Raw genomic sequence first — 26208 nt, forward strand, 5'->3', positions numbered from 1 at the left:
CTACTTGATTAAAAACACTGGATAATCATCAATATCCTTACGAATGAATCTCGCCAACAACATTGCTTGAACATAAGGAAGAAGACCTATACTTACCTTTTCATTTAAATAAGGATGAATAATCTGCTCCTTCTTTCTGTTTTGCCAAGCAGACAATATAATCTTACGCCCCGAGTCTGTCATGACGATACCTTCGTCACCCTGCTTGATGAAATCTTTGATGGTAATCTGTTTTCTGTTGATTAAAGATAGAACCAATCTATCACCCAAATATGCTCGCAGCTCCTCCATCATATCCAAAGATAAAGATGCACGCCCTGGTCTTAAAGTATGCATAAACCCTACGTATGGGTCTAAGCCAACAGTCTCCAAAGCCGATGTCATATCATTACATATAAGAGTATATACGAAAGATAACATCGCATTAATCGCATCTTTTGGTGGTCGACGATTGCGACCTTCAAATACAAAATCTTCTTTCTGATTTAGAAGAAGACGTGAGAATACACCAAAATAAGCAGTGGCAGCTTCTCCTTCTATTCCTCTCACACTATCTATAGATTCAGCATTCAAAACTCTTCTTTTGCACCGAAGCAGTTCCTCGCAAACACGTTCTATAGCCTCATCATCTCCATTGTCTCTAATAAAACGACGCAAGATATTACGATAGTTTTGGATTTTTCCTCCTATGAAAAGTTTACTGAGATGAAGAGCATAGTTAGGTTCATCAGAATTCTTATATTGTGCTTTTCTCAGCAAAACGTTTCCCCTAGTCGGACCTTGCGAACGGCTGATATATCTTCCTTGAGGTGAAAGGAAGGTTAGAGAAACATTATTATCTGCACACAGTTTCATCAATCCTGGACTTGCCCCCATATAACCAAAAGTAATAATTTGCTCTATATTATGGATAGGAATACGGAATATCTCGTTTTGCTTCACAGATATCACAACATTCAACCCATCTTTACTTAGATAGGCTTCAGGTGTGGTCACGTATAATGTATTAAGTAATATCCTCATATAGATTCTTGTTTAAATAGGTTGATACTAGAGTACAATCACTCATTTCTGGCATACAGAGATTTACCAGAGAACAATTCTTACAATGATGCTGTTTGTTAGCTTTTGGCAAGATACCGCTTTTAAATACCTCATGCATCTGAAGGGCACATTGAATAGTCGTACTTCTTAATGACTCAGAAATAGAAATTGTTTCTCTATGTTTTACTTCATCATAATACAATGCACCGTATGGAATATGGATACCATACATTTCTTCGAGACACATTGCCTGGGCAGCCAATTGTACTTCATCTCTTTCATCAGGCTTATGATGACCTCTTTTATACTCCACAGGGTATGGTTTCCAATATCCTTTGTAGCGATTATGAGTTATAGCATCTTCTGAAGAATCAGTTGGAACAAGTTCTACTGCATCAGTTATACCATACAATCCTAATTCTTTAGAGGCAATATGGAGGGAGCGAAGTGTGATAACATCACCATTTTTCTGACGATAGAAGGGATTATCTACGTTCTTGTGTAGAATCTGCCCTTCTGTCGTTAGTTTATTTTCTGCCCATTGTTGCTCGATATGAATCAAAGCCCATTGTCGAGGGCAGAACATAAAGTGCTGTATCCCCGACAACATGAGCATTTCGTCTTCAGTATACATGATGATACTAAATCAATTCTTCAACTGTTACACCGCTAGGGACAGAGTCCATATCTATTGTAACCTTATAATCGTTAAACGATCTTGGTACCGCATCCGGATTCGTATCAGGATTTCTCTCAATTTTCACCAAATCAAACAATTTATTCGCTGGAGCATTACCCAGAACAGAATCATGTTTGAACACGATTAATTTCTGAGCACTCATCAAGCCCCTTGCTGCAGAACGGTCAACATCAAACATGTTCTTCAATGCATCAAAGAATAGTTGAAGATCATCCTCTGAAAAACCTGTTTGCTTTGCAAGATTAGCAGAGATAAAACCATGACAAACATAGAGACCATAAGGGACAGTTGCTTTGCGGCCCATAGTTCTGTTGTCACCTTTCTGCTTTTCTGCTTCATTTTCTGTAGCTACCGCCATTCGAGTAATAGAATGTTCAGCAGTTGCAATTGAATCTACAGAGCGAGCAAATGTAAGCTGAATAGGACCTCTTACCTGTCCTGCATTCTTTCCTGTAGACATTACAGCACCAAAAGTACGAATATCATAATAGTTCTTGCACATAAATAAACGAGCTGCTGCCGTTTTGTCTTTTGCGCTCTTGACTTCTGAGTCATCATGTGCCTTATCTATCTCATTGTTGAGAACGGCCTTCTCCTTGATAAAAATATCATACCCATCAGCCAGACTTTTTGCTACCTGCACATAGTTGCGCACCTTACGCTTCAAGCACACATCAGTAACTAAGCCCATACCTGTTTCTGCATCCACACGAGGAAGATTACCTGCATCTGGGTCTCCATTAGGATTACCATCCTGAACATCAAAAATGTACACGAAATCAATTTTATTTTTTAATTCAGCCATAATATTTATTTTTTAAACGTTAATATTTTAATCTTTATTCTCTTCCTCTTTCTTCGTAAAGAATTCTTGTTTCTGATGATAGTATCCAATAAAGAATCTACCCTGGTCTTGAAGATCAAGATGTGCAGGGAAACCTGTTGCAGGAATCTTATCCATAATCTCCTGCTTCATCTTCTCAAAGAAGATTTTCTTACCCTGATTCGACAACTTCTCCATGTGATGTGAAGAAAGATTAAGAATTGTAGCAAACACTGAAGCTGGTGTTGCACTGGCAGCATTCATATATCTTTCACGTATGCTGCTACCTCCATTTGCATCTACTTGAATCTTATCAAGAACTGCAAAAAGACGACCACATAAGTAGCCTTGATTAGTGTTACTTTTGTCCAACATAATTTCTATTTTTTTATTATTACTACTTGTTCTATTGAGATATGCCTTGATGATTGCCATACGAGCAATACGAATTGCATCTTTGCTGCCAGCCTCTGCTCTTATTCTGCGAATGCATGCAGAAAATAAAGTGAATGGATATGGTGTTCCTTGGAAGATACTTTTGACAATAGCTTCAGGAAGATTAGGGGTAGCTTCAGACTGTTTCCCGTTAAGAGTGACAGCTGAAAGCATACTCTTGATTCCCATATATGGTTTCTTATCATTACGAGTATCTTTGATTTCCATATCTTTAAAATGACACAATATCTTTCCTGCAAATTCTTTCAGAGAACATTCCGACCAATATACAACGGCTATTCTAGCCGAATTTGGAGCAAGTCCAAGTATATAGAAGCGGTCTTCTAATGATGTTTTCAAACTTCCAGAATATATAGCCGTAAACACTTTGCGCACTTGCTCTATCTTAGCATTTGGATCATCAACCTCTTCTTCAGTATATCCCAACAGGTCAAAGAGGCTACCTTCAGTCTGTTCTGCTGCCTCGCTGTTAGAGGACGCCCAAAAAATAAATGAACGATCGCCAATTCGGAACTTATTTCGAGAATTCTTTGATAATAGTTTCAATAAAGCCGTAGTATATTTAAACTCAGCTTCTTCTGATATAGGCGCATTTAGCCCCATTTTCTTTCCATAAGAATCATAGCCAGAATTAACCTGGAAAGCAACAAGTTTAGCATTGCTCTTTCCTCCCAAGATGAACGAACTATAAGTCGTATTAACAGGCTTTTCCTTTACTCCTGTTATAAGACAGACAGCCTTCTTGTTTTCGTTTGACTTACTCCGTTTCTTTACTTGAAGAATTTCATTGTCACTAGCTGCATATCCATTTATTCCTATCACGCTGAATGTTATATTTTTTGCAAGATACTTACAGAAATCACCCCAATGCGAATCATGTTTAATAGCATTGATTGTTTCCAAACTAAACTTTTTATAGAAAGCATGTATAGCCTGCACAAAACTATTATCCGGCAAGATATTAAAAAAGTTTTCTACATCTTTTTTAAAAGCAGTCAAAGTTTTCTCATTTCGAGTCATTTCTTTAGCATAATCAAAATTGTCTTTTGCTTTTACTTCTTTTAAGCCTAAAATATAACCAGCATGATCTCCCATACAATGCGGTACTGGAGCTGACGTACGCTCTTCTGGACGAAACGTCAGAAGCGGCAAACCACTATCGCCTCCTAAAGGTTCAAGACGTATGAAATTTCCTTTCTCATCTAAAACAATAGAATAATAAAAATCAACATACGCCATATCCATAGGAACGATATCATCACCGCATCTATTATAATAGTCATATAATGCTTTTAGTATCATTTTAAAATCTCCTCACTATTAATTGGTGGAACAATAATTATGCCATCTTTCATCTGTGGACGATAGAACATTGGCTGGATATTCTTCTTATCAGCAAAGTCCATATCATAGAGCATGATTCCTAAGTCTTTAGTACCACCTTGCTCTTCAGATATTGGTGGAGTCAATGTATCATCATCAGGATTAACGAGACGGAAAGAGGCAGAGAACTCACGAGTACCAAGATAAGGCTGATTGAAACATTGTCCCTTGCTTGCTCTACGCTCAAACATCTGATAATACTTCATCGGATTCTCATCTTTACCCGGCTCATGAGAAAACAAATCTCCTTCTGCCTTTCGCTTCAATACAGAACGGAACTCCATCTTTGCCCAAATTCGATAACCAACATCTTTTAAAAGCAAAGTATTTTTCTGCTGACGTTTTTCCTCTATAAAGATGACAGATTTACCAGCTACCGCCCCCACCTCATTTCTTCTTACAGAAGTCCATTTGATAGGTTTCAACACCTCTATCTTGGTTATCTGCCAATGAATGGCAGGCTTCCAAAATATAGCCTCGAATATAGCTCGTGCTGCTGATGGTGTAATCACATCATAGCTTACACGTTCAACTTTCAGTTCGGGTCTTGTGAAACAAGCCATATCGCCCCACACCTCCAAACAATATTCTTTATCAGTATATTCCATACCATTATATTTTTATTGTATTAATACTTCATTTGCCCAATTATTATCGATGCACAAGCCTATATGTTCATCATACTGCTGTTTATAATCGACAACAAAGAGTCCCTCTTTTTTCTCACTAATGACACCCATATCTAACAAAGTTTTAAAGTCTGTCTTAGTGATATTTACAATATACTTCGACAGTTTCCTTATCAGCATATATGAAGGTCCCTTTTCCAATAGCTGTTGTATAAGCTCGAAACTATTTCTCCAACAGACAACAACATTGATACCATTATCTTCAATCATCTGAAACTCTTTTGCAGCAGTAGCAAAACATATTTCCTTAGGATTATAAAGATAATGCTTCATATTCTTTACATCGAAACATTCCTTTCTGCAATATAATTGCTTGAAATATGATGTCATCACATCTGGAGCAAGCCAATCTATCCCTGTACCAAGACTTAATCTTGCATTATTTGCAGCCTGCATTTCTCCTTTAGGAAGATTATGCTCTTTAGACAAAGAAAAGACATAAGTAGTACTCAAACCATTCTTTCCTTCTCGATTACATCGGCCGGCAGCTTGCAATACAGAGTCAAGTCCTGCCTCTTGCCTATATACAATAGGAAAATCTATATCAACTCCAGCTTCTATCAATTGCGTTGAGACTACACGGATAACTTCATTCGTATCGTCCTTTAGAGCTTTTTTGAGCTTTTCTAACGTCTCGCTAATATGTGCCGGACACATCATCTTTGAAAGATGTAATGTAACACCCTCTTGCGGCAAACGTGTATAGAGTTCTCTAGCATCACGACGTGTATTCACAATACAAAGCACTCTTTTATGCTTGATTAACATCTCAGCAACCTCATCATACGTTCTTCCTTCGTTATTGATACTTAACTTTACCCTTCGCAACTTGTCATGCAAATTAAACTCTCGAGGAATGATTTCAGTAATATGGTCAATGCCTTTGAAGGCTGCCTTCGGATTACATCCTTCTATAAGTCCACTTAACACGGGTTGACTTGCCGTAGTGAACAAGAAAGAAACATTGAATAGTTTATGATACGTTTTCAATGAATCCACAACAGGCTGAAGATAGTCCATCGGAAGCATCTGAACCTCATCTAAGATTACTACACTATTGACTATATTGTGAAGCTTCCTACAAACAGATGGCTTATTGCTAAACATAGACTCAAATAATTGCACATTGGTTGTAACAATTATCGGATAGTCCCAATTTTCTGTTGCCAACTTCATTTTTTCCTGAAGTCTTTCATCTTTGATTTGCTCAGGATCTACATTACTATGATGCTCCAAAACATTCTCTTCTCCAAAGATGCTTCGTAGAACAGATGCCGTCTGAACAATGATACTTGTATATGGAATGGCTATAATAATTTTTTTCTGACCATTTCTGATAGCATGCTTCATTGCCCATACCAAAGAAGATAAAGTTTTTCCTCCACCAGTTGGTACCGTCAAACTATAAAAACCTATTTCTGTATCCGACATTTTAATACATTGCTTCTATTTCATCATAGTCATGTAAGCCTGTATGATGAGACACTATTTGATTAACAAAGAAAATATCAGCTGATTTACCATAAAGTCTTCGTGCCAAAACTCCACCAATAAATGCATGGTTATAATTACCACAAACTTTAATATCAGGCTCATATCCACTCTCTTTTTTAATATGTTGCTGAAAAGCTTGTGATTCCTTACCCTTATCATGAAGCAGCCCTAAAACTTTTCCCCATTCACTCATGCCAAAATCACCGGCAAAACGAGAAGCGAGCCTAGCTACACCAACAGAATGTTCTTCATTAGATTGTATAATCCAATGACCTGAATAATTTTGATATATATGTGATATTAATTCTGCCATTTTCAATTTACCATTATCGAATTTAATCAATTTTCTCTACTAATGATTCTAGTTAAAGAATACCAAACACATCGAAAACAATTTATTCATTATTATTTTGCTTCATATCTTTCTATTTAGAATCAAAATCAATCTGTTTTAACAGTTTCCATCTTCCTGTACGTGGAGCACCAACACGACAAATCATATCAGCCTTTTGCAATATAGAAAGTTCTCGTTCTATGGTGCGTTGAGGGATTCCCGACATTACCGCCATTTGTTTGGCGGTAATATCGAAATGCTTTGCTATGAAAGAAAGGATAATCTGCTGACGATAAGTAAGTTTCATTACCGCCACATTACCGCCACTATTACCGCCATCTCCGACATTTACACCGACATCCCCGCCACGCTCTGCGATAACTTCGTCTATCGTCTTGCGCTGAACAATCGCCATCACTCCACCTCCATTTTCTTCTATCGTTGGCAATGGCAAGCATGCACGTTCAAACTCCTCGGCAATCTTCTTGAAACCACGTCCCATGATTCCTTATATTCTATATTTTGACTTTCATTCTGCATATTCTATTCCTCCATACTTTTGATGATTGAGTTGACTCTCTTCTCCCTTCCCAATGTCTCAGGAAATGCATAGTGGCCATTACCTATTTCTCGTGGATTAGGCTCTATATGCTCGGCATACCATGCCCGTTTATACTCGGTGGTGATGATGCCGTAATCCCTGGCGGCGATGATGGAAGCGGCTAGAGATGCGCCATACAGTTCCTTGATGTCAATCATCTCCTCCAGCGTTATCTTCTCACGTTTCTTGGAACCCAACTCTTCGATAAGCGCCAATTTAGGAAGAAGGAAGAAACTGGCAAAGAGATCACAACGCTTCTCCAGCCTCAGCGGACTATCTTCCGGGAAGAGGAGAAGCAGATGAGCCAGTTCATGAACTGCCGTGAAACGAAGTTTCTCTACGCTACTCTTTTCCGGATTGAAATCGAGAATCATCAGCGGATGCTTCTTATCTGCCCAGGTGCTCATTCCGAAGACATACTCTGGAAGATTAGCAGCAAGTATCATGATACCTTTTCTTTCCAAGAGTCTCAGAATGCTGGCGATGGGACCATCACCGCAATGCCACTTTTCACGAAGAAGGTCGGCAGCATGGATGGCATCTTCAAGGGTTGATACCTTGGTGCCTTTTACCGGATTCTTGAACTGGGTAGGAAAACCCGCTTCTTTCTCCTTGGCAAGATACTGCTCCGCCCAAAAAGAGAGTTTTGCTTCAAGGGCTTGCAACTCGTCTTCGGATAACTTGCCATTGGAGGTGGTGCGGAGCATCGGAACATCTATCTTGATATTGGTACCATCGAAATATGCCTCGCTGATATTGAGGGCTTTGGCTATGGCTTGCAGGGCATCACGCTTGGGGCGCATGATGCCTTTCTCATAACGGGATATACTCTGCTTGGTGATGGCTCCATGGGTTCGCTCTACGAGTTTATCCATACTGAGCCCCATCATCAGGCGCGCTTCTCGCAATCTTATAGAAAATGAGTCATTAGTCATAATTGTCAGCTCTTTAATTTGTTGACAAATATAATAAGAATATCTGATATCGTCACTAAACAGCAGATAGATTTAACATAAAAAAGCACTTGAATATAGGAAGAACTAGAAGATTTAAGGAGAAACGGGGATTACACATTATTATATATAGGAATCCATAGGAAAATTTCATATAAAATTAGTGCCCAAAACATTTGTATATCCATAAATAATATCGTATCTTTGCAATCGGGTTTCAGACTCTATCCCAAAAAGAGGATCATATAAAAAATCAAACTATAAACAAATAAACGTCATGAAAAGATTATCAGTTATCGTCTGCCTCTTTATGTTCGCTCTGATGCCTCTTCTGGCACAGGTGAAGCAGACCGTTGCCGTTCTCGGCGACTCGTATTCAACATTCGAGGGTTTCATTCCAAAGGGATATGCCACCTGGTACACCACTGCGGTTCAAAAAGTAACCGATGTCAACAAGGTGGAACAAACCTGGTGGTGGCAGGTTATCAAGGAAGGTGGTTACAAGATGGGCAACATCAATTCCTATTCCGGTTCCACCATCTGCAACACCGGCTACAGCGATGAGGATTACAGCGACCGTTCATTCATCAACCGCACTACCCTTCTGGGCAATCCAGACATCATCTTGATTTGCGGCGGAACGAACGACAGTTGGGCAAATGCCCCTATCGGCAATTACCAGTACAGCAACTGGAAGCGTGCCGACCTCTACTGTTTCCGTCCTGCCCTGGCGAAGTTGCTTTCCGATCTCCGCCAGCGCCATCCGAATGTAGATATCTACTTCATTCTAAATTCTGAGCTGAAAGATGAAATCAACGAGTCAGTAAAAAAGATCTGCAAGACCTATCAGGTTCCGGTCATCGCCCTTCATGACATAGACAAGAAGAACGGTCACCCAACTATCAAGGGAATGAGAAGCCTTGCCGACCAGGTTCTGAAGGTGATAAAGAAATAAAATTTCCGCAACATAACCTTCCTAAGAATGGATATAAAATCTAAGCGCAATAGCTGAAGGAATGGCTACTTTGAGAAATTCATATGGAAGCGGACATGGACGTGCTGCTTCATATAAAGGGTTAGAAGAGCGTCATGCCAAATTAGCTGTGGGCAGTTCAATAACATTGGTTGAGTTTTTGTGGTGTACTCATGAAAGAACAAAAGACAAGAATAAGGTCTAAAATGGCACATGAGGATTTATCGTAATAATAACAAGAAAAGAATTTAAAATGAACATAAATGAGTTAATAGGCGAAGCAACCGCCTACGATAAGAAGCAACAACTCGAAGTCAAGAGACCTAAGAGCTGGCTAAAAAGTGTTTCAGCCTTTGCCAATGGTGAGGGCGGAACATTGGTGTTTGGTATCAGTGACGACGACCAAGTGGTAGGACTTGCTGATGCAGAAAGTGACGCAGAGAGAATAAGTGAGGAGATAAAGACCAAACTTGACCCTATACCTGCCGTCAACCTCGAATTTAAGGAGGTGGACGGCAAGAAGCTTGTGCTGCTTCATGTCTATAAAGGACAAGAGACACCATATTATTATATAGGTGACAAACAACGATTGGCATTTGTGAGAGTCGGTAACGAGTCAGTGGTAGCTGACAGACTTCAATTGAAGAACCTTGTTATGAGAGGTGCTGGTCGTTCGTTTGATGCTATCCCATCACCATACAAGTTTGAGGATATGTCTTTCTCCAAACTCAAATCTGTTCATTTTAAGCGATTGAACCAATCGTTTGATGATAGTGATTTCGTTTCATGGGGAATAGTTGACATTGACGGGAAACTAACCAATGCCGGTACATTATTGGCAGATGATTCCCCTATACGCCATTCTCGTATCTTCTGCACACGTTGGAATGGACTTGACATGACGAGTGGTTTGGGGGAGGCTTTGGATGATGCCGAATTGGAAGGTAGTGTCATCAGTCAATTGCAAGATGCAGTTGCTTTTGTGAGAAACAATTCTCACAGAAGATGGTGGAAAGAAGCTGAGTATCGAGAAGAACTGCCAGATTATCCTGAGCGTGCCGTAACCGAAGTGATATGTAATGCCATCATTCATAGAGATTATATGGAACTTGGCAGTGAGATACACATAGATATGTATGACGACCGCATGGAAGTGTATTCCCCTGGTGGCATGTTTGATGGACGATTGATACAACAACTTAATCCTCTGACTGTGCCATCGAAACGTCGCAATCCTTTATTGGCAGATTTCTTTCATCGCTTGAAACTGATGGAGCGTAGAGGTAGTGGCATGAAAAAGATAATTGGTGAGTATAAGCGTTTTGAAAACTTGGAAAATTATCACGCACCAGAGTTTAGTTCCAATGCAACAGAATTTCATGTTACTCTATGGAACCTCAATTATGGGGAGGATGTCGTAAAAGACAACCTTCATGTCGTAAAAGAGACGGATGATGTCGTAAAAGATGTCGTAAAAGATGTCGTAAAAGAAAAAGCAAATGCTACAAAAGAATTTGTTAAAGCACAACGGCAAATTTATAAGTTGATTTCGCAGATGCCCCAAATCAGTGCTGCGCAAATGTCAGAGAACATGGGGATTTCTTTGCGACAAGTGCAACGATACCTCAAGCAACTTTCCGACCAAAACCTAATTGTAAGAGAAGGTAGTCGCAAAAATGGCATTTGGAAAATCTTGGACGATGAATACGAAGGCTTCTTCAAAAGAATATAAACGATAATAGCAGGTGGCTATATCCATAATAAGTAAGTAGAGAAGGAGAAATATGGGCAAGAAAATATGATACTTTCTTGCCCATTCCCATACTATTCTCAATAAATGCCTTTTAGTTGCTATAAGCACTCTCACCATGCTCGTAGATGTCGAGACCTTCCTCCTCTACTCGCTTGTCAACACGTACTCCTACACTCTTATCTACTACCTTGAAGATAATATAGGTAACTACGATGCTGTAGATGATGCTTACCACGGTGGCTACCACCTGAATCCAAAGCTGATGCCAGTCGCCATAGAGAGCACCCTGCACGCCTTCGGCACCTGTTACGTATCTTGTGGCGAATACACCGGTGAGGACTGATCCCAGAATACCACCCATACCATGAACACCAAAGGCATCAAGGGCATCATCATACTTGAACTTCTCCTTCACCACTGCTACCATGAAGAAGCAGACGATGGTGGAAATGATACCGATGCAGAAAGCTCCGAAAATATCGGAACTGCCGGCTGCAGGAGTGATGGCTACCAGTCCGGCAACAGCACCGGTACAAGCACCTACCGTAGTTGGCTTCTTGTTCACAATCCAGTCGATGAGCATCCAGGTAGTGGCTGCCGCTGCTGTTGCGATATGGGTTACAAGGAAGGCGTTGGCTGCCAGACCATCAGCTGCCAATCCGCTACCGGCATTGAAGCCGAACCATCCCAACCAGAGGAATGACATACCCATGAACACGAAGGTGATGTTGTGAGGTGTGATAGGATGACCCGCACGGTAATCATCACGCTTGCCTACACAGAGTGCCATGACCAGAGCGGCTACACCGGCATTGATATGTACCACGGTACCACCCGCAAAGTCGATGGCTCCCATCTCCTGCAGGAAACCGCCGCCCCATACCCAGTGAGCCATAGGAAGATAAGCGATGATAACCCAGAGGATGGTGAAAAGTACATAACCGCTGAACTTCACACGCTCGGCAAAAGCACCGAGAATCAAGGCTGGAGTAATGAGGGCGAACATGCACTGGAACATTGCAAAGGTGAGTTCCGGAATACCTGTAGGCATGATGGCATCCAAGCCGATGCCGTGGAGGAAACATTTATCGAAACCACCGATGACGCAAGCCAGAGGATTGCCCGAATCGGCATATTCTGTAGAGAAAGCCCAGGAATAACCGAAGGCTACCCATATCAGACTGACTACTGCCACAATGAAAACCGTCTGCATCAGGATGCTGAGAATATTCTTCTGGCGCACCAAACCACCATAAAAAAGTGCTATACCCGGGATTGACATCAAAAGTACCAAGATGGTGGCCATGATCATCCACGCTGTGTTACCCGTATCAAGTGTAGTTAATAATAAACTGCTCATACTTATATCTTATAGTTAAATTAGAATACTAAATAATATTTATTAAAGATAAGTAAGAATGCCTAATTCAACATTCAACACTTAACATTCAACATTTTAAATTATTCCTCTTTCTCAGCGTTATACAATGCGATGTCGCCTCGCTCGCCAGTTCTGATTCTAACGGTATCGAGTACAGGAATCACGAAGATTCTGCCGTCTCCGACTTCACCGGTCTGTGCAGCGCCCTGGATGGCGGCGATGGTAGGTTCCACGTTCTTATCACGAACCACAATATTCAGAAGCACACGTTCGATGCTGCTGGTATCGTACATCACACCACGGTAAATGCGAGCCTGGCGCATTTTTCCCTCTCCTCTTACATTATAATAAGAGAACCACTCGATGTCTGCTGCTAAAAGTGCCTTCTTGACATCCTCGAATCTTGACTTGCGGATAATTGCCTCAATCTTCTTCATAATCCTTTAATAATTAATAATGTGTTAATACTTCTATTGATTGTCTCTTTTCGAAAACGGACCCTCATTGGTTGTTATCCAAACTAAGCCTTTCTTTTGCATTATGTTCGTTTTCGGCTGCAAAATTAATACATTTTGTCAGTATTTTAAAGAATAACTAAGCATTTCGCTTTTATTTTTTATCGAATATTTTAAATTTATCCGGGCTTATCGCATTCTCCTTACAATTTGTAAGGCAGAAAGCGTTTTTATAACACAAATTGTAAGAAAGCGAAAAATAATCAAGATTTCTGCATCTATTTTCTTGCATATTTCAACAAATCGTCGTACCTTTGCAACCGAAATCAAACAAATAGTCATCGAAATATTCGAAAGACTAGCAAAAAGTCAAATCTCAAAAGAGATAAGACATGAGAGATAAAAGAAGAGTATTCAAACATAAAGAACAACGCAGATGAAAGAAACAGTTCATTTTACAAAGATGCAGGGAGCGGGTAACGATTACATATATGTAGATACCCAACAATACGACATCCCTGACCCAGAGAAGGCTGCCATTGCCTGGAGTGCTTATCACACGGGCATAGGAAGCGATGGACTGGTTCTCATCGGAAAGCCGCACGACGGCAGAAGAGCAGATTATTCGATGCGCATCTTCAACGCCGATGGTTCAGAAGCGATGATGTGCGGCAATGCAAGCCGATGCATCGGTAAGTATCTTTACGAAAAAGGATTGACCCGAAAGGACACCATCCGACTGGAAACACTTTCGGGTATCAAGATATTGAAACTTCATCTTCAGGATAATAAGAAAGTTGTGGAATCGGTAACAGTAGACATGCTGGAACCCAAACTTGAAAATCCCGAGCAATTCATAGGCCCTTCGGTTCTCGAAGCTGACGGCAGAAAATTTGAAGGCACCTATGTTTGTATGGGTAATCCGCATTTCGTTACCTTCGTGGATGACATCGACACCATCGACATCGCCCACTATGGTAAAATCCTGGAAAGAGACAAGGCATTTCCCCAGAGATGCAACATAGAATTTGCACAAGTAACTGACACAGACGCCATAAGGACACGAGTTTGGGAAAGGGGAAGCGGAATAACAATGGCTTGCGGAACAGGAGCCTGTGCCACAGCCGTAGCCGCAGCCCTTACCAAGCGTACTGGCAGAAAAAGCAGTATCGTGATGGATGGCGGAACGCTGGAAATAGAATATAGCGAGGCTGATGATCATGTTTACATGACAGGGCCTGCAGCCTTCTCATTCGAAGGAGAAATTCAGTTGGAGTGTTGAATGTGGAATGTTGAATGTTGAATGTAGCTGCACCCACCAAGTCAACATTCAACATTCAACACTCAACATTAAAATTAGAAAGAACGCAAACTTAAATAACAAATGGTCGATAATGACCACAAATAAAAGGAGAAACAAAATATGGCATTAGTTAATGAACATTTCCTGAAGTTGGCCAACAACTACTTGTTTGCCGACATCGCAAAGAAGGTGAACGCCTACAAGATTGCACATCCAAAGCAGCGTGTAATCAGTCTGGGCATCGGTGATGTAACCCAGCCTCTCTGCCCTGCCGTCATCAAGGCGATGCACAAGGCTGTAGACGAGATGGCTGAGCAGGCTTCCTTCCGTGGCTACGGTCCGGAGCGAGGCTACGACTTCCTCCGAGAGGCTATCATCAAGAACGACTTCCTGCCACGTGGCATTCATCTTGACGCCAACGAGGTATTCGTAAACGATGGAGCCAAGAGCGATACGGGAAATATCCAGGAGATTTTGAGATGGGATAACAACATCGGCGTTACCGACCCGATTTATCCGGTTTATATAGACTCTAACGTGATGATAGGTAGAGCCGGAGTCTTCGAGAACGGCAAGTGGAGCAATGTAACCTACATGCCTTGCGATGAGAGCGATGACTTCATCCCTCAGATTCCAGACCACCGTGTGGACATGATTTATCTCTGTTATCCAAACAACCCTACGGGTACGGTCATCTCGAAAGAAGAACTCAGAAAATGGGTAAACTATGCTATCAAGAACGAGAGCATCATCCTCTATGATGCAGCCTACGAGGCATATATCACCGACCCATCAATTCCTCATTCTATCTACGAGATTCGTGGAGCCAGAAAGGTAGCGATAGAATTCCACAGTTATTCGAAGACTGCCGGATTCACCGGTGTGCGTTGTGGTTACACCATCGTTCCTAAGGAGTTGAAGGCAAAGACATTGGCTGGTGAGGAAGTGGCATTGAATCCTATCTGGGACCGCCGCCAGTGCACCAAGTTTAATGGTACAAGCTATATCAGCCAGCGTGCTGCCGAAGCCATCTACACCCCAGAGGGTAAGGAACAGGTGAAGGCAACCATCAATTACTATATGGAGAATGCCCACTTCATGAGAGCAGAACTCCAGAAGCTCGGCTTGAGAGTATATGGCGGCGAGAATGCACCTTATCTCTGGGTGAAGACGCCAAACAACACGCCAAGCTGGAAATTCTTCGAAGAGATGCTTTATGGTGCCAGCGTAGTCTGCACCCCTGGTGTCGGCTTCGGTCCATCAGGCGAAGGCTACATCCGTCTCACCGCCTTCGGCGAGCACGAGGACTGCAAGGAGGCCATGGAGAGAATTGCCAAATGGCTGGGAAAATAATTCAACACTTAACATTGAACATTAAACATTTAAAAATATAAGGTATGAGCAACTTAAGATTTGAAGCTGTTTCAGAGGCTTCCAAGAGAAAGCCTGTTGAGGTAACCGCTCCTAGCGAGCGACCAAGTGAATTCTTCGGAAAGAAGGTATTCAACCGACAGAAGATGTACAAGTATCTCCCTGCAGATGTCTATGAGAAACTGGTAGACGTCATCGACAATGGAGCTCGTCTCGACCGTAACATCGCCAACGCCGTAGCCAAAGGCATCAAGCAGTGGGCTGACGAGAATGGCGTAACCCACTACACCCACTGGTTCCAGCCACTGACAGAAGGTACTGCCGAGAAGCACGATGCCTTCATCGAGCATGATGGCAAGGGTGGTATGATCGAGGAATTTTCAGGCAAGTTGCTCGTTCAGCAGGAGCCTGATGCTTCATCTTTCCCATCTGGCGGTATCCGCTCTACCTTCGAGGCTCGCGGTTATTCTGCTTGGGATCCAACATCTCCTGTATTTATCATCGACGATACACTCTGTATCCCTACCGTCTTCATCTCTTATACAGGTGAGGCTCTCGACTATAAAGCTCCATTGCTCCGTTCATTGCACGCTGTAAACGTAGCAGCAACAGAGGTTTGCCACTACTTCAACCCAGATGTCAAGAAAGTTATTTCCAATCTCGGTTGGGAGCAGGAGTACTTCTTGGTAGATGAGAGCTTGTATGCTGCACGTCCTGACCTGATGTTGACTGGTCGCACCCTGATGGGTCACGATTCGGCAAAGAACCAGCAGATGGACGACCATTACTTCGGAGCCATCCCAGAGCGTGTTCAGGCATTCATGAAGGATTTGGAAATCCAGGCTCTTGAACTCGGTATTCCTTGCAAGACCCGTCATAACGAGGTAGCACCAAACCAGTTTGAGTTGGCACCTATCTTCGAGGAGACCAACCTTGCCGTTGACCACAACATGCTCCTGATGAGCTTGATGAAGAAGGTAGCTCGCCATCACGGTTTCCGCGTACTTCTCCATGAGAAGCCATTCGCAGGCATCAACGGTTCCGGTAAGCACAACAACTGGAGTCTCGCTACAGATACAGGCATTCTGCTCCATGGTCCTGGCAAGACACCAGAGGATAACCTCCGTTTCGTAGTCTTCATCACAGAGACTTTGATGGGTGTATACAAGCACAACGGTTTGCTCAAGGCTTCTATCATGAGTGCAACCAATGCTCATCGTCTGGGCGCCAACGAGGCACCTCCAGCAATCATCTCTTCATTCCTCGGCAAGCAGTTGACCGACCTTCTCGAGCACATTGAGAAAGCCGACAAGAAGGATCTCTTCACCGTAGCTGGCAAGCAGGGCATGAAGTTAGATATCCCAGAGATTCCAGAGTTGATGATTGATAACACCGACCGTAACCGTACTTCTCCATTCGCCTTCACCGGTAACCGTTTCGAGTTCCGTGCCGTAGGTTCTGAGGCTAACTGTGCATCAGCAATGATTGTATTGAACACAGCTGTAGCTGAGGCTTTGACCAACTTCAAGAAGCGTGTGGATGAGTTGATTGCCAAGGGTGAGGACAAGACATCTGCCATCATCGATATCGTTCGTCAGGATTTGAAGACCTGCAAGCCAATCCGTTTCGACGGCAATGGTTACTCAGATGAGTGGGTAGAGGAAGCTGCTAAGCGTGGTTTGGACTGCGAGAAGAGCTGTCCTAAGATTTTCGAGCGTTATCTCGACCCTGCATCTATCAAGATGTTCGAGGATATGGGTGTCATGAAGAAGAACGAGTTGGAAGCCCGTAACGAGGTGAAATGGGAGACCTACACCAAGAAGATTCAGATTGAGGCTCGTGTGATGGGCGACTTGAGCATGAACCACATCATCCCTGTGGCTACTCACTATCAGAGCCAGTTGGCTAAGAATGTGGAGAATATGATTGACATCTTCGGTGACGAGGAAGGCAAGAAGTTGACAGCCCGCAACATTAATATCATCAAGAAGATTGCTGAGCGCACTCAGATCATCGAGACCGGTGTTGAGGAGTTAGTTAATGCCCGCAAGGTAGCCAACAAGATTGAGAATGAGCACGACAAGGCGATAGCTTATCATGACACGGTAGCTCCAAAGATGGAAGAGATCCGTTATCAGATTGACAAGTTGGAGTTGGCTGTAGCCGATGAGCTTTGGACCTTGCCTAAGTATCGTGAACTCCTATTCATCAGATAATCAGCAATTTCTGGTTTAATTATAAGGTATAGTTTTCGTTTAAGAAAAAGAAAACGCAAAAGCTCTAAAAGAGCTACTCTTCATCAGATATAACAATTGAACGATCAATCTATTTCTTTTATTGGTTGTTTAAGTTTGCGCGGAGTGTGGTTGTGAAATCACGCTCCGCTTTTTTATATACGCAGAAAAAACTGTAATAAGCTTCATTGTCCAATGAAGCCTACTTCAACTATCAATGAAGCCTGTTTCGATGACTAACGAAGCAGGCTTCATAAAACTTATGTAATTCTATTCATTGATACAAGCCGCACAAATAAACTCGCTTAAACTAAATGCTATATCTTTATGAGCATATGTTCCTCCATAACGCCCAGACTTTGCAATCAAACCAATTGCAACGGTGGTATCTATCCATTTTTTAGGAGAAAGAGTAAAAGCATTAAGACCTGCCTCTTTTTTAAACCCCTCGAATTCGAGGGGTTTAAAAGAAGGATTATATAAATCTTCCCAAATTACCAAGCATAAACCAAACATACCACAACTATGCTATTTTTCATCTGCCACATTTATATTTCTGGAAGATTCTATCTTTTTTTCCTAAAATATGAGTACTTTTGTAAAAGATTTACAGGAGGAATTTTCAATTACAGGCAAGACGAATCTACAAACATAAATAAGAGAGAGGGGAAAAAGAAAGGTTGCTTTATATCACGCTTTCCATACTTCACTGCCTATCATGGCAGGATATGGATTTCTGGGACTGACCACCTTGAAAGTGCGTACCACATTACGACTGTCGCCGAGGAGGGCTGAAGCTGAACTTTAGCGTTTCACTCTTTTTATAAGCAGCGCATGCTAAAGAATATAAAGAAATATGTATCAATGGGTTATATAGGATTTAAAAGATTCATAAAACGCTATTTTTACCCTATTTTCAGTGTTCTGAGTTCAGTATTCAGCCTGATGTTCAGCCTCATGAGACATAGAGTAAACAAGTACTTGCAATCTTAAGTTACTGAATGGTGAACAGCGGGGTGAACACTTACCCAAAGTATTCACCTTTTCGGCTTCGGGGTGAACCCTAGTAAAAAGAACTTTGTATATACAGCGCATGTTAGAAATATAAGAGTCTAGATTATAATGGGTTATAGGGTATATTTAACACATTATTAACGCTAAAGGTTGGCATCGGGGTTCACCCTTCACCGACTTCATTGCCAAGTGTTCACCCTCACTCTTATTTAGAGAACGTTGCAAACAACAGCAAGCCCCAACAGAATACCGCCCCCGACCTGCCCTTCTAGGGGTGGGTAGGGTAAGTCTGGCGTAAACAAGATAGTTACGATAGCTAAGTATTATGGTTACGATAGCTAAGTATCATGGTTACGATGGCTAAGTATCATACTTATGGAGCATAACCCTATCAGTGATAATCGGTGAGTATCGGTGAGAAACGATGAGCATCGGTGAGTTGGGAATGAGAAATGTTGTATCTTTGCATTGTGATTCAGAAAGAGTCTCTCACAGATTTGCACAGATACTCTCGTTGCAAGCAACGGTCTTATACACATCAAGGCTCACAGTAAAGAAAATCTGTGTTATCTGTGGGAAAATTAAACATTCAACATTAATCATTAATAAAAATGAAAAAGGAAACAATTCAGAAAGTAATCAATTTCGTCATCACCGTCCTCAGTTCCTTCTGTGTGCAGAGCTGCAAGTGATAGCGTTTGAACACGAATTACACGAATCGAACGAATCAATCTGTTCAATGGCCATTTTCGTGTCATTCCTGCCGACACTCGCACTCCAGCCCAGAAGGAATCTCTGGAAGACCTCCTCTACAGTCTCGCCCTCGACTATCACGATGCCGAGATTCTAGGCCATCGCGACCTTCCCTGGGTTCGCAAGAGCTGTCCTTGCTTCGATGTCAAGGAATGGCTGAAGGAAATCGACTTCCCTCTCTAGATAATGCTCCTAATCTGAAAACAGATGGGAGTTTTTTAAAACCTACCTTCAATAGATGGTACCTGCTCTGGATTACCTGGCTTGATGAAACCTATTGGGTCATCGGGGCAACGCTGGGTGGCCTCATCGGTCCGTTTATCACCTTCGACCTCAAAGGATTGGATTTCGTGCTGACCGTTATGTTTACGGCTATCTTCGCAGACAACTGGCTTCGGGAGAAAGACTATACCAGCAGTATTTCCGGACTGATTATCTCGGGTCTGTACCTCACGATATTCAGTGCCGACCACTTCATCATCCCAAGCATGGTTATCATCCTTGTATTTCTCACCCTCAAAAAAAGAAAAGTATGACTCTTCTCCAACAAATCATCATGGTTTCAGCAGGCGTAGCCGCCACCATGCTTACCCGTTTCATCCCTTTCATCGCCTTCCGGCCGAGGAAACCTACACCTAAGTACATTCTGTATTTAGGCAAGGTACTGCCAGCCTCGGTCTTTGCCCTGCTGGTGGTTTACTGCCTTCGCCACATCCATTCCTTCTCTCCAGATTCCGTGGCACAGTTGGCAGCTATAGCCTTCACCATCCTCATCCACGTATGGAAAAGGAATATGATGTGGTCAATAGCAGCAGGCACCCTCTGCTATATGCTGCTCATCAGAATCTGACTACACACATTTCTCCATCAGCACAAAGGTGATGAAACCCAGGAGAAGAGCATAGGTGGCTTGCTTCTGAAAGCCATGGGCATGAGTTTCGGGAATCATCTCATCGCTCGTTACATAAAGCATGGCGCCACCGGCAAAGCCCAGCATCACGGGGAGGAAGGTGGAAGAGGCTGAGCCCAAACCGAAACCCAACAGAATGCCTACCACTTCGAGCAGGGCGATGAAAATGGAAATAAAAAAGGTGCGGACTGCTGTAACACCAGCCATCATCAAAGGAGCGATGATCACCATACCCTCAGGGATGTTCTGCAGGGCGATACCGAAGGATACCCCCCACTCCGTTGCTCCCTCTGCCGAACAGACACTCACTCCAGCAGCCATGCCTTCGGGCAGTTTATGTAGGGCTATCGCCATCACGAAAAGCATCACATGACTGAGCCTGGCATTGTTGCGATGCTCCTCGGGGTCTAGTCCCGTGATATGATGAAGATGGGGAGTTACCAGGTCTAGCACATTCAGGAACAGGGCTCCTGCCATCACGCCGATTACTACCAGCCACCAAAGTCCGGTCTGTTCGAAGGCTGGCACTATCAGTCCCAATGTGGAAGCTGCCAGCATGATTCCGGCACAATATCCCAATACGGCGTCGTTCCATTTGTGAGGCAACTCCTTGACGAAGAATCCCAAAATGGCACCTATAATCGTGGCACCGCAAAGCCCGGCAGCACTAATCAATACGTTTGTCATAATCAATATAATATATCGAAGTTATCCAGTTAAACACATGAAGATACAGATACATCATAGAAGGAAAAAAGCATGGACAACCATCACGGTCATCCATGCCCATCTATTTCGTATCTGATCTATTCTATTTTTATAAAATGTGTATGTTATGGTGAAATTGGTGTTTCCCAATTTCATATCATCATTCCTATTTCAACTTCTTATAACCATAAGCTGCGTTATTGCCCAACTGCTCTTCGATGCGGATAAGCTGGTTGTACTTAGCCATACGGTCGGTACGACTCATAGAACCCGTCTTAATCTGACCAGAGTTAGTTGCTACGGCAATATCAGCAATTGTTGTATCCTCGGTTTCACCAGAACGATGGGAAGTAACGGTGGTGTAACCATGACGGTGAGCCATCTCGATAGCATCCAGTGTCTCGGTAAGAGAACCAATCTGGTTCACCTTGATGAGGATAGAGTTGGCAGCACCCATCTTGATGCCCTTCTCCAGGAACTTCACGTTGGTAACAAAGAGGTCGTCACCAACCAACTGGCAACGATCGCCAATGGCAGCAGTCAACTTCACCCAGTTGTCCCAATCGTTCTCGTCAAGGCCATCCTCGATTGAATCGATAGGATATTTGGTAATCAATTCTTCCAGGAACTTGATTTGCTCAGCAGCAGTCAGTTTCTTACCATTAGGATCCTTCTTCTTACCATCCTTCAACTGGCGATAATCGTAGTACCACTCACCATTCTCCTGAACAGCAAACTCGCTGGCAGCACAGTCCATGGCAATCTTCACATCCTTTCTTGGCTCATAACCGGCATCCTTGATAGCCTGACAGATGCTGTCGAGCGCATCCTCAATACCATCGAGTGCAGGAGCAAAACCGCCCTCATCACCTACGGCAGTAGAAAGACCGCGGCTCTTCAGGAGCTTAGCCAAGGCATGGAACACCTCAGCACCCATACGGATAGCCTCCTTCTCGGAAGGAGCACCCACAGGACGGATCATAAATTCCTGGAAGGCGATAGGCGCATCAGAGTGAGCACCACCATTGATGATATTCATCATAGGAACAGGAAGGGTGTAAGTATTGCAACCGCCAATGTAGCGATACAATGGGATGTGGAGATACTCAGCAGCAGCATGAGCCACAGCCAAAGAAACACCGAGGATGGCATTGGCACCCAGGTTTGACTTGGTCTTGGTACCGTCCAGTTCCAACATCTTATAATCGATGGCACGCTGCTCCAAGGCAGAGAAGCCAACCAAAGCCGGAGCAATCACCTGATTCACATTCTCCACGGCCTTCAAGACACCCTTGCCGCCATAGCGGTTCTTGTCGCCATCACGAAGTTCCAAAGCCTCGTTCTCACCAGTGGATGCACCAGAAGGAACCGATGCACGACCTACGACACCTGACTTCAAAGAAACTTCAACCTCTACTGTAGGATTGCCACGAGAATCCAAGATTTCTCTTGCATGAACATTTTCAATAATCATAATTCTATAATACTTTTAATTACATAAAAAATTTTTTCCGAGTGCAAATTTAGGTATTATCTGACAAATCTCCAAATTTCGGGCATCATCAAAAGTAGGTATTCGCCCGAAAATACCTACATATAGGTAAGGAGAGGCATGGAAATTTGAGATGCTACCAAATTGTCATTTTATTTTAATTTTATCAATCAGTCCTTCGAAATCCTCCTTTTGCATAGCACCCATCTGCACAGATGGTTTGCCTTTCACGGGGATGAATAGGAAGGTAGGGATGCTGCTGATACCGAAAACAGAAGCAAGTTCAGACTCCTGGTCGATATCCACCTTATAGAAATCTATCTTGCCAGCATATTTCTCGGCGAGAGATTCCACTACGGGAGCCATCATCTTGCAAGGACCACACCAGGTGGTATAGAAATCGATGACGGCAGGACGGGAACCGGCAAAGACCCACTCTTCCGGATGAGCCTCGTAATCCATAATCTTTTTTCTGAAATCAGATGTGGTAAGATATTGCACCTTGGCAGTTTCATTCTTTTCAGTTTTCCCTACAGTCGTTTGAGGAGAAACATCAGGTGCTTTCCTGTTCTGTGTACAAGAAACAAGAAATGGTAGAAATAAAATAGCTGCTAATATGATTTTCTTCATCGTTTTTTCGTTGCTTTAATTTGATAGAGTGTGCCATTAGTCTATAACACACCCTCTTATTACAATTAATCACTATTCACTAATCACTACTCCTAATCCTTCAAAGAATAAGTAACGGTAGTAACAACCCTTACCTTTTTAATATATGGGGTATTGGAATCGCGGTCTTCAATAGAGAACTGGCCCTGGTCGGCATTCATAATCTTGTCTATCTTACTCTTGCTGTTCTCAGCAAACTGGGTAGCAGTCTGCTCAGCATTCTCTATCGCCTCCTGCATCATCTGAGGTTTCATCTGCCGGAAGGCAACATACTCATACTTCACCGGATTCTCGTAACCACCATCCACAATAGCAACACCTTTCTGAAGCAGATCACCCTGACGGGCAATGATACTGCGGACCAGTTTCACATTCTTGGATGTAACCGTGATGATGGAAGTAATGTTATAACGATACCCCTGGCGGTTTTCGCCATACCGTTCAGCATTGAGATCTATGACCACAGGCGCATTCACATTGATTTCATTAGCCTTAACACCATTCTCCACCAGGAAGTTTCTGATGGTTCTCGTGGTGGCATTGATTTTTTGATAGAGTTCAGGCAGGTCATTGCCTATTTCCTTGGAAACGATAGGCCACGTCACCTTATCAGCCTCCACCTCCTTTTCGGCAAGGCCTTTCACTACAACCTTTCGGTCTTTACTAATCACACTTTCAAGTCCCGACTTGATACAAAATCCAAGCATGATGATGCCGATGGTTAAAATCACGGCTTGCTTAATACCAGAATTGATGTTCATAATTAGTCCTCCATTATTAAGTTGTTAAAATTGAGTTTCCATTCTATCTCAGATTGAGTTGCAATTTGAGTTTTCAAAGATACAATAAAAATATAGAAAAACGACACTTTATAATGATAAAATATGCTAAAACAGCCCATATCAACCCATAAGCACCATTTTTTCTGCCCAAAAGCTTGCATATATTACCAAAAAAAACTACCTTTGCCCAAAAACAATAAAATGGATTACAACATGATTGGGACCGCATGGTCGTTACTGCCTCCTATCGTCGCCATCGCTCTGGCGCTGAAGACGAAGGAGGTCTATTCTTCTCTTTTTATCGGTATCATACTGGGTGCCGTTCAATATTGCATTTCGATGGGAACAGGTTTCGACGGATTCCTCGTTCACCTGACAAACCACACTGTAGGTGAAGGCGATGATGCCAAGGCATACGGTTTGATACATTGCCTCTCCGACCCATGGAACGTGGGCATTCTGGTATTCCTGGTGGTATTAGGCAGCATCGTTTCATTGATGAACAAGGCGGGAGGTTCGGCAGCTTTCGGCCGTTGGGCTTCCAAACACGTACACTCAAAGATTGGGGTGCAGATTGCCACCATTCTGCTCGGCATTCTGATATTCATCGATGATTACTTCAACTGCCTTACGGTGGGTTCGGTGATGCGTCCTATCGCAGTGCGCAACGGTGTTACCAAGGAGAAGCTGGCTTATCTCATCGATTCTACAGCCGCTCCGGTCTGCATCATCTCCCCTATCTCGAGTTGGGCAGCTGCGGTATCGGGCTTCGTATCAGGAGGTGAGAACGGACTGGCACTTTTCTGCAAGGCGATACCTTTTAATTTCTACGCATTCTTTACCATCCTCTTTATGTTTGGCATCGTGATACTGGGCTTCGACTTCAAGGCGATGAGCAAGTATGATGCGAGACTGAAGGAATGGTACGAGCGAACCAATGGCGGGAAACTTGATGAGGTGAGCGATACCAAACTGCAGATTGTCGAGCATGGTGTGGGAGCCAAACAGGAAGAGGATTCCAAGAACAAGGGAACCGTGAGCGACCTGGTGATTCCAATCATCATGCTGATTATCTTCTGCATGGCGGGCATGGTATATTCGGGCGGATTCTTCGATGCCGATAATGCCAACTATCTCAACTTTGTGGATTCCTTTGCTGCGAGCAATGCCTCTGTAGGCTTGGTAATCGGTTCATTGGCGGCCCTGATTCTTACCATCATGATGTTTACCATTCGCAAGACCTTGCCTTTCGATGAGGCGATGAGTAGTCTCATCAAGGGTTTTGAGGCGATGGTACCAGCCATTCTGATTCTTACTTTGGCATGGACGCTGAAGAGTATGACCGACTCGCTGGGTGCGGCAGAATATGTATCATCGGTTGTAGCGAGCAGTGCCTCAGAACTTCAGATGCTTCTTCCGGGCATCATCTTCCTGGTAGCAGGCTTCCTGGCATTTGCTACGGGTACCTCCTGGGGAACCTTCGGTATTCTGATACCTATCTGCATCGCCGTATTCCCTGGTGCTGATCCTTTGCGCATCATCTCTATCTCGGCATGTATGGCTGGAGCGGTATGTGGCGACCATATCTCTCCTATCAGCGATACCACCATCATGGCGAGTGCGGGAGCGGAATGCAAGCATGTACATCATGTATCATCACAGTTGCCTTACGCCCTGACTGTGGCCTGTGTGAGTTTCTTCACCTTCATTGTGGCGGGATTCACTCATACGCTGGGTATGGTAACGAGTGCCATTATCTCGTGGATCTTCGGTGTTGCCATGCTCGGTTTTGCTTTATTTTATTTAAATAAGCGCCAAAAAGTTAAATAGTTCTTAATTTATTTGTATATTTGAAATATTTTCAATATCTTTGCATAAGAAAAGCTGCACTCGGCAATTTGAAAGCAAACTTTCATTGCGCTCGTTTGCATTT

The 26208-nt window shown here is 42.9% G+C and carries 22 protein-coding genes and 2 pseudogenes; 9 read left to right on the forward strand and 15 right to left on the reverse strand.

Features of this window, described 5'->3' with window-relative positions:
* From cas1c to FO447_RS09355, 8 genes and pseudogenes are all read right to left on the reverse strand, one after another.
* The gene (cas1c, locus tag FO447_RS09320) at positions 1–1023 is read right to left on the reverse strand and encodes a type I-C CRISPR-associated endonuclease Cas1c (RefSeq protein WP_200756119.1); all 1023 of its coding nucleotides are present in this window, start codon (positions 1021–1023) and stop codon (positions 1–3) included.
* Positions 1007–1678, reverse strand: coding sequence for a CRISPR-associated protein Cas4 (gene cas4 / locus FO447_RS09325; protein WP_200756120.1), 672 nt, complete (start codon positions 1676–1678; stop codon positions 1007–1009). Before cas4 ends, cas1c begins: the two co-directional genes overlap by 17 nt.
* Positions 1679–1685: 7 nt before the next feature.
* Entirely contained in the window at positions 1686–2549 is an 864-nt protein-coding gene (cas7c, locus tag FO447_RS09330; protein WP_200756121.1) for a type I-C CRISPR-associated protein Cas7/Csd2, read from the reverse strand.
* 27 nt (positions 2550–2576) lie between these two features.
* Positions 2577–4325, reverse strand: coding sequence for a type I-C CRISPR-associated protein Cas8c/Csd1 (gene cas8c, locus FO447_RS09335; RefSeq protein WP_200756122.1), 1749 nt, complete (start codon positions 4323–4325; stop codon positions 2577–2579).
* A complete protein-coding gene (cas5c, locus tag FO447_RS09340; protein ID WP_200756123.1) occupies positions 4322–5014 on the reverse strand; it encodes a type I-C CRISPR-associated protein Cas5c in 693 nt (230 codons plus the stop codon). Before cas5c ends, cas8c begins: the two co-directional genes overlap by 4 nt.
* Positions 5015–5026: 12 nt before the next feature.
* Positions 5027–6902: pseudogene (gene cas3, locus FO447_RS09345) on the reverse strand (CRISPR-associated helicase Cas3').
* A gap of 112 nt (positions 6903–7014) precedes the next feature.
* Entirely contained in the window at positions 7015–7425 is a 411-nt protein-coding gene (locus tag FO447_RS09350) for a hypothetical protein (RefSeq protein WP_200756124.1), read from the reverse strand.
* Positions 7426–7466: 41 nt separating this feature from the next.
* Positions 7467–8459 (reverse strand): helix-turn-helix domain-containing protein, encoded by a 993-nt coding sequence (locus FO447_RS09355; protein WP_200756125.1) that lies wholly within the window; start codon positions 8457–8459, stop codon positions 7467–7469.
* A 295-nt stretch (positions 8460–8754) separates the two neighbouring features.
* Between FO447_RS09355 and FO447_RS09360 the strand changes: the two genes are divergently transcribed.
* Genes FO447_RS09360 through FO447_RS09370 form a run of 3 tightly spaced genes read left to right on the forward strand, consistent with a single transcriptional unit; the run spans position 8755 to position 11182 of the window.
* Positions 8755–9432, forward strand: coding sequence for an SGNH/GDSL hydrolase family protein (locus FO447_RS09360; RefSeq protein ID WP_200756126.1), 678 nt, complete (start codon positions 8755–8757; stop codon positions 9430–9432).
* A gap of 49 nt (positions 9433–9481) precedes the next feature.
* A complete protein-coding gene (locus FO447_RS09365) occupies positions 9482–9655 on the forward strand; it encodes an abortive infection family protein (protein ID WP_254949409.1) in 174 nt (57 codons plus the stop codon).
* A gap of 48 nt (positions 9656–9703) precedes the next feature.
* The gene (locus FO447_RS09370) at positions 9704–11182 is read left to right on the forward strand and encodes an ATP-binding protein (protein ID WP_200756128.1); all 1479 of its coding nucleotides are present in this window, start codon (positions 9704–9706) and stop codon (positions 11180–11182) included.
* A gap of 112 nt (positions 11183–11294) precedes the next feature.
* Here FO447_RS09370 and FO447_RS09375 read toward each other — a convergent pair whose 3' ends face one another.
* Positions 11295–12563: an ammonium transporter gene (locus FO447_RS09375; RefSeq protein ID WP_200756129.1), complete on the reverse strand. Its 1269-nt coding sequence runs from the start codon at positions 12561–12563 to the stop codon at positions 11295–11297.
* Positions 12564–12664: 101 nt separating this feature from the next.
* Positions 12665–13021, reverse strand: a complete 357-nt coding sequence (locus FO447_RS09380) for a P-II family nitrogen regulator (RefSeq protein ID WP_006849503.1) — start codon at positions 13019–13021, stop codon at positions 12665–12667.
* A gap of 454 nt (positions 13022–13475) precedes the next feature.
* Here FO447_RS09380 and dapF point away from each other — a divergent pair, with 454 nt between their 5' ends.
* From dapF to FO447_RS09395, 3 genes are all read left to right on the forward strand, one after another.
* Positions 13476–14321: a diaminopimelate epimerase gene (gene dapF, locus FO447_RS09385; RefSeq protein WP_200756130.1), complete on the forward strand. Its 846-nt coding sequence runs from the start codon at positions 13476–13478 to the stop codon at positions 14319–14321.
* Positions 14322–14462: 141 nt separating this feature from the next.
* Entirely contained in the window at positions 14463–15695 is a 1233-nt protein-coding gene (locus FO447_RS09390) for an LL-diaminopimelate aminotransferase (protein ID WP_153073375.1), read from the forward strand.
* Between the two features lie 44 nt (positions 15696–15739).
* On the forward strand, positions 15740–17929 hold the full coding sequence (locus FO447_RS09395; RefSeq protein ID WP_118065851.1) for a glutamine synthetase III family protein: 2190 nt from the start codon (positions 15740–15742) through the stop codon (positions 17927–17929).
* Between the two features lie 312 nt (positions 17930–18241).
* Here the strand turns inward: FO447_RS09395 and FO447_RS09400 are convergent.
* Positions 18242–18448, reverse strand: a pseudogene (locus tag FO447_RS09400) (KilA-N domain-containing protein); the annotation flags it as partial.
* 1418 nt (positions 18449–19866) lie between these two features.
* Here FO447_RS09400 and FO447_RS09405 point away from each other — a divergent pair.
* Both FO447_RS09405 and FO447_RS09410 read left to right on the forward strand, forming a co-directional pair.
* A complete protein-coding gene (locus tag FO447_RS09405) occupies positions 19867–20250 on the forward strand; it encodes a hypothetical protein (RefSeq protein ID WP_200756131.1) in 384 nt (127 codons plus the stop codon).
* Positions 20247–20564, forward strand: coding sequence for a branched-chain amino acid transporter permease (locus FO447_RS09410; protein WP_200756132.1), 318 nt, complete (start codon positions 20247–20249; stop codon positions 20562–20564). The genes FO447_RS09405 and FO447_RS09410 overlap by 4 nt, the downstream gene beginning before the upstream one ends.
* On the opposite strand, the gene FO447_RS09415 is transcribed toward FO447_RS09410, so the two are convergent.
* From FO447_RS09415 to FO447_RS09430, 4 genes are all read right to left on the reverse strand, one after another.
* On the reverse strand, positions 20565–21311 hold the full coding sequence (locus FO447_RS09415) for a ZIP family metal transporter (protein WP_200756133.1): 747 nt from the start codon (positions 21309–21311) through the stop codon (positions 20565–20567).
* Positions 21312–21498: 187 nt separating this feature from the next.
* Positions 21499–22806: a phosphopyruvate hydratase gene (gene eno / locus FO447_RS09420; protein WP_200756134.1), complete on the reverse strand. Its 1308-nt coding sequence runs from the start codon at positions 22804–22806 to the stop codon at positions 21499–21501.
* Positions 22807–22971: 165 nt separating this feature from the next.
* The gene (gene trxA / locus FO447_RS09425) at positions 22972–23454 is read right to left on the reverse strand and encodes a thioredoxin (RefSeq protein WP_200756135.1); all 483 of its coding nucleotides are present in this window, start codon (positions 23452–23454) and stop codon (positions 22972–22974) included.
* A gap of 92 nt (positions 23455–23546) precedes the next feature.
* Positions 23547–24254 carry an SIMPL domain-containing protein gene (locus tag FO447_RS09430; protein ID WP_200756136.1) on the reverse strand — a complete coding sequence of 236 codons (708 nt, stop codon included), beginning with the start codon at positions 24252–24254 and terminating at the stop codon, positions 23547–23549.
* 222 nt (positions 24255–24476) lie between these two features.
* Here FO447_RS09430 and FO447_RS09435 point away from each other — a divergent pair, with 222 nt between their 5' ends.
* Complete coding sequence (locus tag FO447_RS09435; RefSeq protein WP_200756137.1) at positions 24477–26105, forward strand: Na+/H+ antiporter NhaC family protein; 1629 nt, start codon at positions 24477–24479, stop codon at positions 26103–26105.
* The last annotated feature ends 103 nt before the right edge of the window (positions 26106–26208 follow it).

The sequence above is a fragment of the Segatella copri genome, from assembly GCF_015074785.1.
Classification (GTDB): Bacteria; Bacteroidota; Bacteroidia; order Bacteroidales; family Bacteroidaceae; genus Prevotella.